The 16820-nt window shown below is 69.0% G+C and carries 12 protein-coding genes; 3 read left to right on the forward strand and 9 right to left on the reverse strand.

What is annotated here, in order from left to right:
* Positions 1-108: 108 nt before the first annotated feature.
* The 5 genes from uvrC to D187_RS09880 form a co-directional block, all read right to left on the reverse strand.
* Positions 109-2046: an excinuclease ABC subunit UvrC gene (uvrC, locus tag D187_RS09860; protein ID WP_002625127.1), complete on the reverse strand. Its 1938-nt coding sequence runs from the start codon at positions 2044-2046 to the stop codon at positions 109-111.
* A 6-nt stretch (positions 2047-2052) separates the two neighbouring features.
* Entirely contained in the window at positions 2053-4218 is a 2166-nt protein-coding gene (gene uvrB, locus D187_RS09865) for an excinuclease ABC subunit UvrB (protein WP_002625128.1), read from the reverse strand.
* A gap of 60 nt (positions 4219-4278) precedes the next feature.
* Positions 4279-5952, reverse strand: a complete 1674-nt coding sequence (locus D187_RS09870) for a M20/M25/M40 family metallo-hydrolase (protein ID WP_002625129.1) — start codon at positions 5950-5952, stop codon at positions 4279-4281.
* Between the two features lie 84 nt (positions 5953-6036).
* Positions 6037-8439, reverse strand: coding sequence for a hypothetical protein (locus D187_RS09875; RefSeq protein WP_155893274.1), 2403 nt, complete (start codon positions 8437-8439; stop codon positions 6037-6039).
* 31 nt (positions 8440-8470) lie between these two features.
* Positions 8471-9253: a M15 family metallopeptidase gene (locus tag D187_RS09880; RefSeq protein WP_245591662.1), complete on the reverse strand. Its 783-nt coding sequence runs from the start codon at positions 9251-9253 to the stop codon at positions 8471-8473.
* 30 nt (positions 9254-9283) lie between these two features.
* On the opposite strand from D187_RS09880, the gene D187_RS09885 reads away from it, so the two are divergent.
* Positions 9284-10372: a YARHG domain-containing protein gene (locus D187_RS09885; RefSeq protein WP_002625132.1), complete on the forward strand. Its 1089-nt coding sequence runs from the start codon at positions 9284-9286 to the stop codon at positions 10370-10372.
* 70 nt (positions 10373-10442) lie between these two features.
* Here D187_RS09885 and D187_RS09890 read toward each other — a convergent pair whose 3' ends face one another.
* Positions 10443-11309, reverse strand: coding sequence for a CapA family protein (locus D187_RS09890; RefSeq protein WP_002625133.1), 867 nt, complete (start codon positions 11307-11309; stop codon positions 10443-10445).
* A gap of 126 nt (positions 11310-11435) precedes the next feature.
* On the opposite strand from D187_RS09890, the gene D187_RS09895 reads away from it, so the two are divergent.
* Complete coding sequence (locus tag D187_RS09895) at positions 11436-12191, forward strand: toxin-antitoxin system YwqK family antitoxin (protein WP_155893275.1); 756 nt, start codon at positions 11436-11438, stop codon at positions 12189-12191.
* Positions 12192-12314: 123 nt separating this feature from the next.
* Complete coding sequence (gene gspC, locus D187_RS09900) at positions 12315-13178, forward strand: type II secretion system protein GspC (RefSeq protein WP_002625135.1); 864 nt, start codon at positions 12315-12317, stop codon at positions 13176-13178.
* Positions 13179-13214: 36 nt separating this feature from the next.
* Here the strand turns inward: gspC and D187_RS09905 are convergent, their stop codons facing one another.
* The 3 genes from D187_RS09905 to D187_RS09915 are packed head-to-tail and all read right to left on the reverse strand — an operon-like array spanning position 13215 to position 16804.
* Complete coding sequence (locus tag D187_RS09905; protein WP_002625136.1) at positions 13215-14357, reverse strand: bifunctional chorismate mutase/prephenate dehydratase; 1143 nt, start codon at positions 14355-14357, stop codon at positions 13215-13217.
* Positions 14358-14363: 6 nt separating this feature from the next.
* A complete protein-coding gene (gene pheA, locus D187_RS09910; RefSeq protein ID WP_002625137.1) occupies positions 14364-15224 on the reverse strand; it encodes a prephenate dehydratase in 861 nt (286 codons plus the stop codon).
* Complete coding sequence (locus tag D187_RS09915) at positions 15221-16804, reverse strand: hybrid sensor histidine kinase/response regulator (RefSeq protein WP_002625138.1); 1584 nt, start codon at positions 16802-16804, stop codon at positions 15221-15223. Before D187_RS09915 ends, pheA begins: the two co-directional genes overlap by 4 nt.
* Positions 16805-16820 lie beyond the last annotated feature (16 nt).

The raw sequence follows: 16820 nt of genomic DNA on the forward strand, positions 1-16820 counted from the left end.
ACTGGACCTTTCCGCTATAAATCAGCGCCGAGCCCGGTCGCAATGAAAAACCCCAAGAACTTCGCGGATGCAGCGGCCTCATCAGCCCCGCGTTAAACCGGAAATTAATCACGGCGAGCCGGGTGGCGAGCCTTCTTCTGACTTTTCGTTGATCAAATCATCCGCATCCGCCAGGGACGCCTCGCGGATCGGGTCGGCCTCGTCCTCGTCCTGATGGCCATGGAGCGCCGCGTGAGCGCGCTCGGCCACGGTGGGCCCGAGCACCTCGGCCAGCTCCTCGATGGTCGACTCGCGCACGCGCTTGAGCGAGCCGAAGTGGCGCAGCAGGAGCTTCTTGCGCGTCGCGCCCACGCCCGGAATGTCGTCCAGCGCCGAGCGGAAATTGCCCCGGCGCATGCTCTTCTGTTGAAAGGTAATCGCGAAGCGGTGGGCCTCGTCGCGCAGCCGCGTGAGCAGGTAGAGCTCCGCCGAGTTCTGACGCAGCACGATGGGATCCTTGCGGTGGGGCAGGAAGACGCGCTCGGGGCTCTGGGCGCTCTCCTCGTCGCGGTCATGCACCTCCAGGTCCCGGCTCTTGGCCAGCGAGACGATGTCCACCCCCTCCACGCCCAGGTCCTTCGCGGCGGCGAGCGCGCTGGCGAGCTGTCCCTTGCCTCCGTCGATGACCAGCAGGTCCGGCAGGTCCTCCTCCTCCTGGCCCCGCTTGAGCCGGCGGGTGATGACCTCGTGCATGCTCGCGAAGTCGTCCTGCTTCTCCAGCGTCTTGATGCGGTAGCGCCGGTAGCGCGACTTGTCGATCTCCCCATCCGTGGCGGCCACCTGGGAGGCCACGATGCTCGCGCCCTGGAAGTGTGAGATGTCGAAACATTCCATGCGGCGAGGCAGGCGGCGCAGCCCCAGCCGCTCCTGGAGCCGGCGCAGCACGTTCTCCGTCTCGTCCTTGGTGCGGCGGCGCTCGAGCGCGGCCTGCTCGGCGTTCTTCTGCGCCATCTCCACCAGGTCGCGCTTCTCGCCGCGCTTGGGCACCATCACCCGCACCCGGTCGCCCTTGCGCTCGGTCAGCAGCGCCTCCAGGCCCTCGCGCTCCTCCACGTCCAGGGGCATGAGCACCTCCTCGGGCACGAAGTTGCCCTGGTCGTAGTAGAGGTTCACGAAGGAGGGCAGCAGCTCCTCGTCGGGGAACTCCTGGCTGCCCAGGGGAAACGCCTGGCCTCCATTGAGCCGCCCCTGCCGCACGTAGAGAACGTAGACGAGCAGACGGTCGCCCTCCCGGTGGAAGGAGAAGACGTCCTGATCCTTGAAGTCGGTGGTGGCCACCTTCTGCCGCTCGAGGCTGCGCTCGATGGCGCGCAACTGGTCGCGGATGCGCGCGGCCTCCTCGAACTTGAGCTCCGCCGAGGCCTGCTTCATGCGCGCGCGCAGCCCGTCCACCAGTTCTCCCGCCTTGCCCTCCAGGAAGAGCACCACCTCGTCCACGCTCTTGCGGTACTCGTCCTCCGGTACAGGGTAGACGCACGGTGCCGGACACCGGCCAATCTGGTGCAACAGGCAGGGCCGCTTGCGGTTGGCCAGCACGTGGTCCGTGCACGTGCGCAGGTGGAAGAAGCGGTTGATGACGCGCAGCGTCTCGCGGATGGCGCTCGCGCTGGAGTATGGGCCGAAGTAGCGCGCCCCGTCCTTCTCGTAGCGCCGCACCACCTCCAACCGCGGATAGAACTGCTTCCTGTCCAACCGCAGGGAGATGTACTGCTTGTCGTCCTTGAGCAGGACGTTGAAACGCGGCTTGTGCTTCTTGATGAGCTCGTTCTCGAGGAGGAGGGCTTCCTTCTCGTTGTGAACGATCACCGTCTCCAGGTCCCCGAGGAACTTGTCCAGCAGGGACACGAAGGCGCGCGCGTCCCCGGTGCGGGTGAAGTAGGAGCGCACCCGGTTGCGCAGGTTGATGGCCTTGCCCACGTAGATGATTTCGCCCCGGCGGTCCTTCATCAGGTACACGCCGGGCTCGGTGGGCAGCGCTTCCAGCTTGGCTTCGAGCTTCGCGTCCATGGGTGATTAGCGGCTCTTCCTCGGGCCGATTCCCGTCTTGCCGTGGGGCGGTCCCCCACCCTTCCCCCGGGAGGAGCCGCTCGCGCGCTTGTAGCCCTTGCCCTTGCGGCCTCCCGGAGTGCCCGCCTTGGGCTCGTCGTCCGCCTTCGCCGGAGCGTTGAGCAGCGCGCGGCTGGGCGCCTTGAGCCCCAGGTCCATGTCCTTGAGGATCAGCAACCGGTCACGCATCGCCGCGGCCTTCTCGAACTCCATCTCGTCCGCGTAGTGCTGCATGTCCTTGGTCGTCTGCGCGATGAGGCTCTTGATCTCCTTCGGCTCGAGCACGTCGTTGGCCGAGTCGGCCGCCATGGGCAGCGCCGTGGGGTCGCCGTCGTAGAGGTGCTCGGACAGGTCGAGGATGTTGCTCTTGACCGCCTTGGGGGTGATGCCGTGCTCCGTGTTGTAGGCGCGCTGCACCTCGCGGCGGCGGTTGGTCTCCTCGAGGGCGACGCGCATCGAGTCCGTCACGGCATCCGCGTACATGATGACGTGGCCATTCAGGTTACGCGCCGCGCGGCCGATCGTCTGGATGAGCGACACGTGGCTGCGCAGGAAGCCTTCCTTGTCCGCGTCGAAGATGGCCACCAGCGACACCTCGGGGATGTCGAGCCCCTCGCGCAGCAGGTTGATGCCCACCAGCACGTCGAACTCGCCCTTGCGCAGGTCGCGGATGATCGCCGTGCGCTCGATGGCGCCGATGTCCGAGTGCAGGTAGCGCACCTTGACGCCCACCTCGGTGAGGTACTCGGTCAGGTCCTCCGCCATGCGCTTGGTGAGGGTGGTCACCAGCACGCGCTCGTTCTTCGTCACGCGCTGGCGCACCTCCTCCAGCACGTCGTCCACCTGGTTGCGCGCCGGGCGGACCTCCACCTCGGGATCCGTCAGGCCCGTGGGGCGGATGATCTGCTCCACCACCACGCCCTTGGACTTCTGCAGCTCGTACTCGGCCGGCGTCGCCGACACGAAGACGGCCTGCTGCACCATCTCCTCGAACTCGGTGAACTTGAGCGGACGGTTGTCCAGGGCGCTGGGCAGGCGGAAGCCGTGCGCCACCAGCGTCTCCTTGCGCGCCCGATCCCCGCGGTACATGGCGCCAATCTGCGGCACCGTCTGGTGGCTCTCGTCGATGAGCACCAGCATGTTGCGCGGGAAGTAGTCGATGAGACACGGCGGTGGCTCTCCGGTCCGCCGCCCCGAGAAGTGCCGCGAGTAGTTCTCGATGCCGTTGCAGTAGCCGATCTGCTCGATCATCTCGAGGTCGTACATCGTGCGCTGCTCCAGCCGCTGCGCCTCCAAGAGCTTGCCCTCGCGCTGGAACTCCTGGAGCCGCTCGCTCAGCTCGTCGCGGATGGTCTGCAGCGCGTTCTTGCGCGTGTCCGCCTCGGTGACGTAGTGGCTCGCGGGGAAGATGACGACCTTCTCCAGCGCGCCCAGCGTCACGCCGCGCAGCGGATCGAACTCGGTGATCTTCTCCACCTCGTCGCCGAAGAAGCTCACGCGCACCGCGCGCTCCTCCTCGTAGGCGGGGAACACTTCCACCGTGTCGCCCCGGGCCCGGAACGTCCCGCGGTGGAAGTCGAGATCGTTTCGCTCGTACTGGCTCTCCACCAGCCGGCGGATGAAGCTGTCGCGGCCCAGCTCCGCGCCCACGTTCACCGTCACCGCCAGATCCACGTACGAGCGCGCCGTACCGAGGCCGTAGATGCACGACACGCTCGCCACGATGAGCACGTCGTCACGCGTGCGCAGCGAGTGCGTGGCCGAGTGGCGCATGCGCTCGATCTCGTCGTTCACCGACGAGTCCTTCTCGATGAAGGTGTCCGAGGTGGGGATGTAGGCCTCGGGCTGGTAGTAGTCGAAGTACGAGACGAAGTACTCGACGGCGTTGTGGGGGAAGAGCGCCTTGTATTCCCCGTAGAGCTGGGCGGCGAGCAGCTTGTTGTGCGCGATGAGCAGCGTGGGGCGCTTCACGTTGGCGATGAGGTTCGCCATGGTGAAGGTCTTGCCCGAGCCGGTGACGCCCAGCAGCGTCTGGTAGCGATCTCCCCGCAGAATCCCCTCGGTGAGCTCACCGATGGCGCGCGGTTGATCGCCCTGGGGCTTGTAGTCGCTGACGATCTGGAATTCAGGCATGGCTGTAAGCCTTAACACCCAGAGTGAGTGGGTGCCGTAGGGATGAATGGAAAGCGTTCGTTACCTCGCTCCCCCGGAGTCCAGCGCCTCGAGCGCCTGGCGGCGGGGCGCCTCGAATTCGTCGCCCGGATTCCAGCGCGGAGCCTCCCGGGTGCGGGCGACATGAGCCCCCAGCAGGAAGAACAAGCGCACGTCCTCCAGCGCGCCGGACAGGTCCCATTCCGGACCCACCTCGTCCGAGGGCTGATGGTAGTGCCCGGCCTCCCACTTCTCCCGGCGCTCGCGCCCCCAGCCCGCCGGGCGGCCGATGAAGTCCAGGCCACTGCTGAAATAGGCGGCGGGAATTCCCAGCTTCGCGAAGTTGAACTGGTCCGAGCGGTAGAAGAAGCCCCGGTCCGGCAACTGGTCCGGCTTCACCACCCGGCCCTGCTCCCGCACCAGCGCGATGAGGGGCTTGTCCAGTGAGGACTTGCCCAGGCCGATGACCGTCACGTCCCGGGTGCGCCCGTGGATGTTGAGCCCGTCGATGTTGAGGTTGGCCGCCACGCGTCCGGGCGGCACCGGCAGGTGCTCGGCGAGGTAGCGCGAGCCCAACAGGCCCTGCTCCTCGGCGGCCACCGCGGCGAAGAGGATGGAGCGCGCCGGGCGCCTGGGCAGCGCGGTGAAGGCCCGCGCCACCTCCAGCATCGCCGCCACGCCGGACGCGTTGTCCACCGCCCCGTTGTAGATGGCGTCCTCGCCCGGCTGCGCGTCCTCCTTGATGCCCAGGTGATCATGGTGCGCCGTGTAGAGCACCACCTCCCTGGACAGCACCGGATCGCTCCCGGGCAGCAGGCCCAGCACGTTCGCCGTGGGACGGCGGTGCACCTGATTGGCGAAGCGCGTGGACACCTTCACGCCCAGCGGCACGGGCTGGAAGTCGCGCTTCTGGGCCGCCGCGCGCAGCACGTCCAGGTCCTTGCCCGTCAGGTGCAGCACCCGGCGCGTGGCCTCCTCCGTCGTCCAGCCCTTCACCCGCAGGCGAGGGACATCTCCCGAGGGCAGCTCGAACTGCTCTCCCGACCAGGACGTGCGCACCACCTGCCAGGGGTAGCCCGCGCTCGGCGTCGTGTGCAGGAGGATCGCCCCCGCCGCGCCCACCTTCGCCGCCTGCTCGTACTTGTAGTCCCACCGGCCGTAGCGCAGCCGCGTCCTCCCCGCGAAGAGCGAGGGGTCATCCTCGGGATCGTTGTTCAGGATGAGCAGCGTCTTGCCCCGCACGTCCACGCCCTTGAAGTCGTCCCAGTCGAACTCCGGCGCCTGGATGCCGTAGCCCACGAAGATCAGCTCCGAGTCCTTCAACTCGATGTTCTCGGACGGCTGCCCGGCGTGGGCGATGAAGTCCGCGCCGGACTGGAGCCGCAGCGTCTCCGAGGGGCCGGTGAAGGCCATCGTCTCGGGATGCCCCGTCATGCCCACCAGCTCGAAGGGCTGGAGGTAGCCCCGCCCCGCGGGCATGGGCTGGAGCCCGAGCAACTGGAACTGCGTCGCGATGTAGAGCTGGGCCAGGGCGTCGCCGCGCGTGCCCGGCCCCCGGCCCTCGAGCAGATCCGAAGCCAGGAACTCGATATGGGCGCGCAGCCGGGAAGCGTCCAGGGACCGGGCCGCGGCCTTCTCCGCGGGGGGCGTGGACTGGGCCCGGGCGGCGGAGGCGAGGAGCACCAGGGGGGCGAGGAGCAACGGCAATCGCTTCATCCCCGAAGCCCTACCACGCCCGGCGGCGGAGCACGCGTTCCTCGTGCGCTCCGAAGTGGGCAACCGCCAGGGGAGCACGCCTGCTCAGGTCACCCAGTTCCCGCGCGATTCGAGCACCCAGCGCCCCTTGTCGCGACGCGCCAGGAAGGACCCCCCGCGCCACCGCTCGTTCCAGACGAGGAGCGCCCGATCCCCCGCGAGGTTCACGTGGATCTCGATGTCCAGCGGGAAGAACATGCCGAAGCGTTCCCGGGCACGTTGAAGCTCCGCCTCGCTGAACGTCACGGTCGTGGCCGGAGCGTGGACGCCTCGGAGTTCCGACCGGTCCAGCGACAGGAAGGAGAGATCCTCGAGCGAGGTGGGCGCCTGGAATTGGGGCAGCCGGAGGGGATCCGCCCGCGACTCCCCCGGGGGAACTCCGGTCACCAGGCCCGGTGGGACATCCTTCTTCCCGGCCAGCTCGAAGAGCAGCGTGGACACGAGCTCGGCCCGCACATCCGCTGGCGGCGCCGACGAGACCGCGGGCACCTGCGGCAGCGTGTCGTTGCCATCGGGCGTGCCATCTCCGTCCGTATCGGCGGCCTTCGCGTCGAGTAGCAACCGGTCCTCCACGAGGTCCGTGAGTCCATCACCATCGGTGTCCTGGCGGAGCGCGGCGAGCGGCGCCTCCAGCATCCGATTCTTCACCTCGCGCTTCACCTCGAGATCGATGGGCGGGAAGGTGACGGACTTCTCGTCGAGCTGTCGCACCGAGGCGGCGAGGCGCAACACCTGCCCGTCCAGCAGGGGCACGGGCGACGCCTTCTCCAGCTCGTACGGCTGGTACTGCCGCAGACCGGTGTAGAGCGGCGCCTCCCAGTGTTGGCCTCCGTCCTCCGACAGCAACACCCAGTACCCTCCACCCGACAGCTCACCCACCGGATCCAACCGCTGCGACAGCGCCACCACGACGACCTTCTGGTTCGAGCGCTCGGCCCGCACGAGCCGGAAGCCCTCCGGCAACGTCAGTGTCTTCATGGGCTTCCAGGCGGTCTTCCCGCGCGCCTTCGGGAGCTCCTTCTCGCTGAAGACCTGGAGGGCGGGAGTGGCCAGGTGGGCCGAGATGCGCGCGGCCATCGGGTCCGGTGCGGCCGTGCCTCGCGGCTCGGTGGGCGGTGTGAGCTGGGCGCGTGCCTTCTCGAGCCGGGCCCGCTCCTCCTGGAGCGCCGCCTCCATCTCCGCTCGCGCGGCGGAGAGGAAGCTCAAACGATCAGCCGGGAGGAACAACAACTCCTTGACCATGGAACGGTCACCGATTCGCCCTGCCCAGTCCAACTCATTACGCGCATGCTCCGGGAAGCGAGCAGCCAGCGCTCGCGCGCAGAGAATGGCGCCCGCCGTCCCGAACGCGTCATCCACTCGCAGCAGGAGCAGCTCGAAGGAATCCGCCCCGGGCTTCCACGCGAAGAGAAAGTCAGCCAGCTCGCGATGGAGCGTCGCGCGCTCCCCGAGCCCTTCGTCGTCACCCTCCTCCTCGGGAGCCACCACCGGCCGAGCCCTCACCGCCTCGTGCCAGAGGCGCGCCTCGGCTTCCCGGCCCGAGGCCAACAACGTCAGGGCGATGCTCAGGCCCAGCTCGTCCCGCGCCAGCCGCTGTTTCTCCGACAGCGCCTCCCCGTCCTTCGCGAGCAGCGCCTGACGGGCGTCGGCCGGAAATGCATCCAGCACCTTCAATGCCAGTGCTGGCCGTGACTGCGCGAGGAGGTTGCGGACCAGGCGCTCCGCGAGTTCCCGCGGGAAGGCGGCTTGCTTGCTCGCGGTGAGCGCGCGCCAGGCCGCGAGGTAGAACTGGGTCGCCCGCTCGTCATGCGAGTCCAGTCCGAAGATGTCCAGGGCCTGGGGCAGCGTCTCGGGCTCGCGGCTCACCGCGTACGCGGCGAACTCGGAGGACCAGGTGTAATGTCCGAGCCGGGCCAATCGGAGCGCCAGCGCCGCTGGATCGGGCGCCGTGTCGAGTGCCTCGGCCACGGCTCGCGCATACCCGGGAACGTTGAGGAGTTCAGACACATTGTCGATCAGGGAGGCAACGAGCGCGGGATGTCCCGGCGCCTCGTGCAATGCCGCCCGGTGGGCCTCCAACGCGCGCAGGGCCTGCTCCTCGGACAGCGACTCCCACGACTCACCCGGTGGAACGAGCCAGAGCCGCGCGGCCAGGAAGTGCCGGGCGGCCTCGGGTGTCAGGGCGTAGGCCTTCTGGAGACGAGCCGCGGCGGCCCCGAGCGTCCTGGCGCCCTTTCCCAGGATGACGTCGTTCGGACCCGGCAGCGCCAGGTGGCTCCACCCCTTGGAATCGGACGCATCCGCCCCCTGCGTCGCGAGATGGCGGAGCAATGACGTGAGTTCCGCCTCCCGCGCCGCCTGGCCCTGGGGAGCCGCCCCCGTGAAGACAATCGTGGCCACCAGGAGCACGAACACGCGCCCCACCGGCCGCAGGTCCATCCGTCGCATTCAATCCCCCTCGGGTTCCAACCGCTTCATCCTACCGGCACGCGGGATCCAACAACTCCGGCCGGTATTCGAAGTGCATCGTGTCGTAGTGATACCAGCGCCCGCCCCAGATGAAGCCCTCGGCCTCGAAGGCGTCCACGAGCACCTGGGGAATCTGGTTGGCCCAGCGCACCGGCTCCTTCGGCTTCGCCCATTCCCAGTAGTGCGAGCGCTTCACGTTCACATCGATCGACACACCATAGGAGTGCGCGCTCTGTCGCTGGGTATTGGCGATCTTCCGCCACACGAAGGTGCCGCCCAGGCCGCGCAGGTATGGCCGCAGCGATGGCTCCCGCTTCAACACCGCGTCGAGCCGCTTCGCCACGCGCCCGAAGGCCGGCGCCACCGCGCGGTGCACCTTCAGCGTCTGCCCCAGGAAGTCGATGCCCACCACGTCCACCTTCGCCTCGGAGTCTCCGTAGGCCGCGTGGAAGAGCGGATCGAAGCGGATGCGTCCGGGGTCCTCGTTCTCGCGCGTCACCGGTTGGATGGGCCCGGAGACATAGGGAATGGAGAACGTGTCCTCCAGGTCCGGGGACTCCAGCTTCTGCGCGAAGGACTTCGTCTTCCCGTCATCCCAGGGGTACGTGGCCGCGCCGAGCTTGTAGTGCCACGCGCCCTCCACCTTCACCGGCTCCACCGGGTACCACTTCGCCAGACACGCCAGGGCGCGTGGGGGGGAGTCGGCCCCGGATGCGGCGGGAACGGAAGGCTCCGCCCCCCCGGCACGGACCGCCACCACGAGCGAGAACAGGAGGGGCCAGGGACTGTGCAACCGCCAATGCATTGACCTAGCGTGACACACATGCGCGTCCTCGTGCTGGCCACCCTCGTCGCGTCGGCGCCCGCCCTCGGGGCGGAGCCCTACGTCCCCGCCGCGGCCCGGGACATTCCCGGGTACTCCGAATCCCCCCTATGCACACCGGGAAAGGAAGACGACCCGGAGACCGATGACGACGAGTCGACGCCTCCCCTCTGCCCCAGCCTGGAGGGAAAGAACCTGCGCGAGCTGTCCCTGCTGCGCAACACCATCTTCGCCCGCTATGGCTGGGCCGGCTTCCGCAAGACCTGGCTGCGCGAGCACTTCCAGAAGCAGCCCTGGTTCAAGCCCAACAAGAACTTCACCTACAAGCTCCTGTCACCCGTCGACCGCGAGAACGTGCAGCACATCGCGAGGTACGAGCTGGGCTTCACCTATCAGGACCTGGAGGAGAGACAGGATGCCCTGCTGAGCGAGGCCGGCAAGTGGTGGGGCGACGTCCCCTCCTACGAGGACGACGTCAAGGGCCGCACCGTCTACGCGTGCTCCCTACGCGGCTACACGGGACAGACCGAGGACGAAGTCCTGGGCCATCCGTTGGGCTGGGTCTGGTCCTTCGAGCAGGACGCCGAGAAGTCCAAGGACTGCAAGTACCACGAGGCCGAGCTCTCCGCGCGCGAGAAGCGCCAGCAGGTGGACGCCGTCGCACCGGACATCAAGAAGCTCTCCGCCGAGGAGCGCATCGAGCTGGGGCTGATCAGCCGGGCCCTGGGGAGCTTCGCCTCGGATGACGCCTCGCGCGGGTATATGGAGAGGTCCCTGGACGAGGTGCTCTCGCTCAAGGACCTGCGCGAGCTGTCGCTGCGCGACCTGCGCCTGCTGCGCAACACCATCTACGCCCGGCGGGGACGGCCCTTCAAATCCCCCCTGCTCCAGGAGCACTTCGCGCGCATGCCCTGGTACAAGCCGGACCCCACCTATACCGACGCGCGCCTCACGAAGAACGACCAGCGCAACGCGAAGCTCATCCAATCGGTGGAGAAGGAACTCGGCGGAGCCCTCAAGGACGAGGACTTCCTCATCGCCGACCCCGAGCAGCGCGCGCCCGACCCCGCCTTCATCTCCGGGGCTTGATGAGCCCCTGACCGCCCCGTGTGGGTGGTGCCGAGACAGAGAAGACAGCAGACGCCGCGCCGGGCTCCGGTCAGCGGATGAGCACCCGTCCGCCCTTCAGGCGCACCTGGCTGCCGAGGTCCTCCGAGAGGCTCCGCAGCAGCTGGGCCACGCCCGGATCGTCCGCGCGCCGGGGAGGCTCGCGCAGTCCGGCCCGCAGCGGCACCGCCTCCACGTCCACCGCCGCCCCCGCGCCATCGATGCGGAAGCGCAGCACGTAGGCGTCGCGCTCGTCCGTGCAGCCACAGGCGAAGGCCAGGTTGCCCAGCGAGTACGCGATGATGCCGCGCCCGTGCCGCTCGATGCCTTGCGCCGTGTGCGGGCCATGCCCCAGCACCGCCGTGGCCCCCGCGTCGATGAGCCTCGCCGCCAGTTGGCGCTGATCCACCGTGGGCAACAGCTCCCCCGCGCGGCCCCAGTGCAGCGACACCAGCACCGGGCCCACCGCGCGCGCCTCGCGCACCCGTGACTCCAGCGCGGACTCGTCCTCGGGGGACCAGGACTCGGGCAGCTCGCGCGCGATGAGACGCAGCCGCCGGCCCCCGCGCACCAACTCCGCGTCCGTGGTCCCGGTGGCCGCCTGGATGCCCTGCTCGCGCAACACGGAGACCGTCTCCGCGAGGCCCTCGGGCCCCTGGTCCAGCGCATGGTTGTTGGCCAGGGAGACGGCATCCACGCGGCCCGCGAGCCACCTCGCCGCCGCCGGAGGCCCGTTGAAGCGCAGCGGGCCCGTGGGCGTCCCATCCGCCGCCATTCCGGATTCACGGCCCGATGTCGACAGGGGACCCTCGAGGTTCACCAGACGCACGTCGCCCTGGAGCAGCCGGGACAGCGGCTTCACGTGCGCCTCGGTGGAGGAGGAACCCAGGTGCAGATCGCCCGCGGCGGAGACCGTCACGGGGGCCGCCCCCAGGCACAACAAGAGAAGCCCTAACATGGACATGGGACATGATGGCGCGGGTCTCGCCCGTCTTCACGGGGAGAATCCAGTCAGGTCACCAGGAGCTTCCCGTCAGGGGCCCCGATGCGAAAGACACCGCTGACGAAGAGCCGGCCATCACGTGTGCGCCTGGCGGGCAGGCGTCTGGTCTGGCCACCGGGTGTTCCCCGTTCGGCCCGGTTCGAGGAATTCGGGCGCAACGACAATGGCCTCTGGGGCCAGTTCATCCACGCCAGGGGGCGAGCCTCGATTTCATGGTCCTCCGAGGGGACCATCTTCTCGGAGCGCTACTTCGACGCCCAGGGCCGGGCGCACGGGCTCGAGGTGTCCCGCCACGACGACGGGACGGTGCAATGGCGGGTTCCCTGGGTCAGGGGACAGATGCACGGCCTCGCGCGGCAGTTCGATGAGGCGGGACGCGAACTCGTCCGGACGCGCTTCATCCGTGGCTCGGGAATCGACTTGTGGGTCAGTGGTGGCTTCATCTCCGAGCTTCGCGAGCACGAGAACAGCCAGCTGCATGGTGTCGAGCGCTGGGGACATCCGTTGTTCCCATACGAGGAAAATCACTACCTCCGCGGCAGGCGAGCGGGGATCTCCCGGCGGTGGAAGGGGTCCACCTTGGAGCCGGGATACCCGCACTACTTCGTCGACGACGAGGAGGTGTCCCGAGCGGAGTACCTTCGCGCACGCAAGACCAGACCGGAACTGCCAGCGTATCGCCGCCAGGATGACAGGCGTGAGCGCCCGATGCACGACGGGCTGCCGCACGCGTGGATACGAAAGGACATCCGGGCCCACCTGATGCGGATGCCAACTCCCGAGGACGGAATCGACTGAGGGCCGACGTTCTGTCAGCTCCCGCGCGCGCGCTCCTGACAAACCGGCGCATCGGAAGGGTGAGAGGGGAAGCGTACCCCTCGGGAGCGGCCGTTGGTCCCGGGCTTGCTCTGGAGGCGCCGCATGAACCTCCTGCTCCGCCGTGCCTTTCCCGCCCTCTGCCTGCTGTGCGTGGCCTGCGCGTGCCTGATGCTCGCCTCCGCGCTGAACTCCGTCGTGGATGCCTGGTTGCAACCCCCTCCACCCGACCCGGACGCGGTGGTCCGGAAGGTGTCTCCACGCCGGGAAGAAATCCCCACGCCCCTGGCCCTCGTCCCGCTGCGTCGCTACCTCGGACTTCCGGAGAAGCTACGCCGGGAGGTCATCCCCTCCCACCCGGAGTCCGTGCCCACGCGCACGGATCTGCGGCTGCTGGGCACGATGCGTGGCGCCTCTTCGCTCCACACCTTCGCCTCCGTGCTCGAGACTCCCACCCAACGCACGCGCTCGTTGTGGCTCGGCGGGGAGTGGCAGGGGGCGCGGGTGATCGCCATCGATCGCACCCGGGTCCTGCTCTCGCGTGACGGGCGGTTCGAGGCCATCGAGTCCCGGTCGGCCATCGCGCTCGACGCCCCGGCCGCTCCCGCCCCCCTGGCGCCATCCTCGTCCATCCGGCAGGTGAGTCCCGGCAACTACAAGATTTCCCGCCAGGAAGTGGCCGACACCCTCGCCAACCTCAACCAGGTCGCCATGCAGGCCCGGGTGGTCCCCGCCTTCCAGGACGGAGTGGCCAAGGGCTTCAAGCTCTTCTCCATCCGCCCGGACTCCCTCTACACACGGCTCGGGCTGCGCAACGGGGACGTCCTGCGGCGCATCAATGGCCTGTCCCTGACCAGCATGGAGCACGCGCTCGAGGCCTTCACGCGCCTGCGCGACGCCCCACGCATCGAGCTGGAGGTGGAGCGGGACGGACAGGTGCAGCACCAGACCTACACGGTCGAGGGCTGACGGGAGCTGGACCTGACCGCCCGTCCCCGGGAGGACTCACGCCGGCTTCAGATCCACGCGCGGGTAGGTGCCGAGCAGGCGCATGGACTGGGTATAGGGCTGGAGATCGCGCAGCACCGCCTCCAGGGGAGCGGAGGCGGCATGGCCCTCCAGGTCGAGGAAGAAACGGTAGGCCCAGGGCGAACCCGGTAGGGGGCGCGACTCCAGCTTGGCCAGGTTCACCCCGCGCTCGGCGAGCACCAGCAGGGCCTTGCCGAGCGTGCCGGGCTTGTTCTCCAGCACCATCACCAGGGACGTCTTGCAGGGCACCTCCGCCGGCAGGGGCGAGGCCTCGCGCGCCACCTCGACGAAGCGGGTGAAGTCTCCCTTGGCGCCCTGCAGGTCGCGCTCCAGCACCACCAACCCGAAGCGCTGCGCCGCCGAGTCGCTCGCGATCGCCGCGATGCCCGGATCATTGGACTCGCGCACCCGCTGCGCCGCGATGCCCGTGTCCAGCTCCGGCAGGATCCGCAGATGGGGCAGCCGCTCGCGCAGGAAGGACTCGCATTGGATGAGCGCCTGGGGATGGGAGCGCACGGAGTGCAGCGCCTCGAGCTTCGCGCCGGGCAGGCCCAGCAGCCGGTGGTGCACCTCGTCCACCAGCTCCGCGATGAGCGTGACACCCTCCTCCGCGAGCGCGTCGTACGTGTCGTACATGGCTCCCGCGGTGGTGTTCTCGATGGGCAGCAGGGCCAGATCCACCTCGCCCTGGCGCAGCGCGTCCACCGCCTGGCGGGGCGTGTCGAAGCCGGACAGGAGCACGCCCCCGGAGCGGCCCGCGTAGCGATTGTGCGCCATCTGGTGGCTGTAGGAGCCCTCGATGCCGGGGTAGGCCACGCGCAGCGGGATGGTGTCCAACCCCGTCACCCAGGCGTGTTGCCGGGCGACGGACATCTCCATGATGAAGCGGTAGAGCCGCTCCACCTCATGCGGGTCCAGCTTGCGCGCCAGCGCCGCGGCCCGGATGCGCTGCAGGAGCAGATCCTCGCGCCGTTGATCCCGGATGGGCGACGCGGTGGCGAGCTTGGACCGGGCAATCTCCTCGGCCAGATCCATGCGGCGGCGCAGGGCGTCGAGGAGCTCCTCGTCCACCTGCTCGATGGCGACACGCAGTTGCTGCAAATCCACGACATCGGACATGGCGGCCTACACTCCGTGACTGGGGTACGAACCGAGCACCCGGACCGAACAACCCAGCGATTCTATCTCGGTGAGGGCCGTGGACAGGGGCTCGGCGGACAGGGCGGCATCGACATCGATGAAGAAGAAGTAGTTGCCCAGGCGCTTGCGGGTGGGCCGGGACTCGATCCGCACGAGGTTGACCTGCTGACGGGCGAACACGGACAACACCTGGTGGAGCGCCCCGGGGAAGTCCGCGGGCAGGGTGATGAGCAGGCTCGTCTTCGGGCGTCCCGGCCGCGCGAGCGACAAGGGCCGGGGTCCCACGAGCACGAAGCGCGTGGCGTTGTCGGGGTGGTCCTCGATGTGCGCCGCCAGGATGTCCAACCCATACAGGGTCGCGGACGCGGCGCTGCCGATGGCGGCGAGGCCCTGTTCCGACGCACGCTCGCGCACCTGGCGCGCGCCCTCCGCCGTGGAGCTCACCGGCACCACCTGGGCATGGGGCAGCCGGGTGCGCAGGAACTCGCGACACTGCCCGAGCGCCACCGGATGCGAGAGCACCTCGCGCACGAGCGCCAGCCGGGCCTGGGAATCCCCCTCCCCCACCCGGCCACGGCCGATGAGGTTCATGGTGATGGGGTACACCCACTCGGCCTGGATGGGCAGATCCACCTCGTGCACGAGCCAGTCCAGGTGCTGGCTGACCGAGCCCTCCAGGGTGTTCTCGATGGGGATGACCCCGAGGTCGGCCCGGCCCGACACGACCGCCTGGAAGACCTCCGCGATGAGCGTGCAGGGAAGCAGTTGGTGGGGCACCGCCCCGAGGAAGTGGCGGGCGGACTCCTCGGAGAACGTCCCGGGCCCGAGCAGGGAGATCCGCGTCATGTCGAACGTGCCTCGTCGGTGGAAGCCGGCCGCGCGTCGGCGAGCCGGGGCAGGCGGACCGTGAACGTGGTGCCCGCGTCGGTCGTGGAGTGGACCTCCACCTGGCCCCCGTGCGCCAGGACGATCTGCCGCACGATGTACAACCCCAGGCCGATGCTCCGATCGGAGTGCCCGGGCCGCGTGCCGCCACGCGTGAGGGGCTCGAAGAGGTGCGGGAGCAAATCCGCGGGGATGGGCGCGCCCAGGTTGTGCACCCGCAGGAGCACCTGCGCCTCCAGCCCCTCCGTCTCGACGCGCACCGGGGTGCCCTCCAGGCCGTGGCGCAGGGCGTTGCCGAGGATGTTGGAGAGCACCTGCGCGATGCGATCCGCGTCCCAGCGCCCCAGACCATCGCCCGTGCGCAGCAGCAGCAGCTCGCGCCCGGGGTGGGCCGTGCGGGCCTCCTCCACCACCTGGGCCGCGAGCTCGTGGAGGTCCAGCGGCGCGGGGCTCACGGGGATGCCACCGCCCAGGCGCGCCTGGGTGAAGTCGAGCAGATCCCGGATCATCCGGTGGGCACGATCCGCCGAGGACATGATGCGGGTGACGATCTTGGTCTGCCAGGGCTGGGTGTCCTGGTGGCGCAAGAGCAGCGTGCCGGCCATGAGGATGGCGCTCAAGGGGTTGCGCAGATCATGGCTGACGATGCCCATGAGTTGCTGCTCGAACTCGCTCCGGCGGTGGGCCTCCTGGAGCAGCCGCTGCCGCTCCTCCTCGGTGCGCTTGCGCTCGGAGATGTCCTGCATGGCGCCCACCATGCGCACGGGCCTGCCGCCGGGCTCCCGGACGATGTAGCCGCGATCCAGCACATGGCGCCAGGCGCCGTCCGCGCACAGGAACCGGTACTCCGCCATCCAGTGCTCCGCGCTCGAGCCGATGGCGCCTCGGAGGCCCTGGACCACCCGCTCACGCTCCTCGGGGTGGACGCGCTCGGCCCAATGGTCGGGATGGGAGCCGAACTGCTCCGGGGTGTAGCCGAACACCTGCTGGAGCGTGTCGTTCCAGTGCAGGAAGTCCGTCTCCAGATCCCAATCCCAGATGGTATCGAAGGTGGCCCGGATGGCCAGCGCGTAGCGCTCCTCGGACTTGCGCAGGGCCTCCTCGGCGCGCTTGCGCCGCAGCTCCCCTTCCGCCTCGCGCAGGGCCCGCGCCACGCACGGCACGAGCCGCTCCAACCGATCCTTGAGGACGTAGTCCGTCGCCCCGCGCTTGAGCAGCTCGATGGCCCGCTCCTCGCCCAGCGCACCGGAGACGAAGACGAAGGGCGTGTCCGGGCAGGCGCTCCGGGCGGCGCTCAGCGCGGCCAGACCATCGAAGCCCGGGACGTTGTAGTCGGAGAGGATGAGATCGAAGGGGCACCCCTCGAGTGCCTGGGTGAACCCGGTCTGGCTGTCCACGCGCACCAGCCGCACGTCGAGCCCCGCCTCCTCGAAGCGCGCGGAGATGAGCTGCGCATCCAACGCGCTGTCCTCCAGCAGGAGGAGCGACAGGGGCCTGGAGGGGGGAGCATCCACCAGGAAGGTTCTCTCGAGTTCACTCACGGAGGAGTCCGTCTTA

The organism is Cystobacter fuscus DSM 2262 (assembly GCF_000335475.2).
Lineage (GTDB): Bacteria > Myxococcota > Myxococcia > Myxococcales > Myxococcaceae > Cystobacter > Cystobacter fuscus.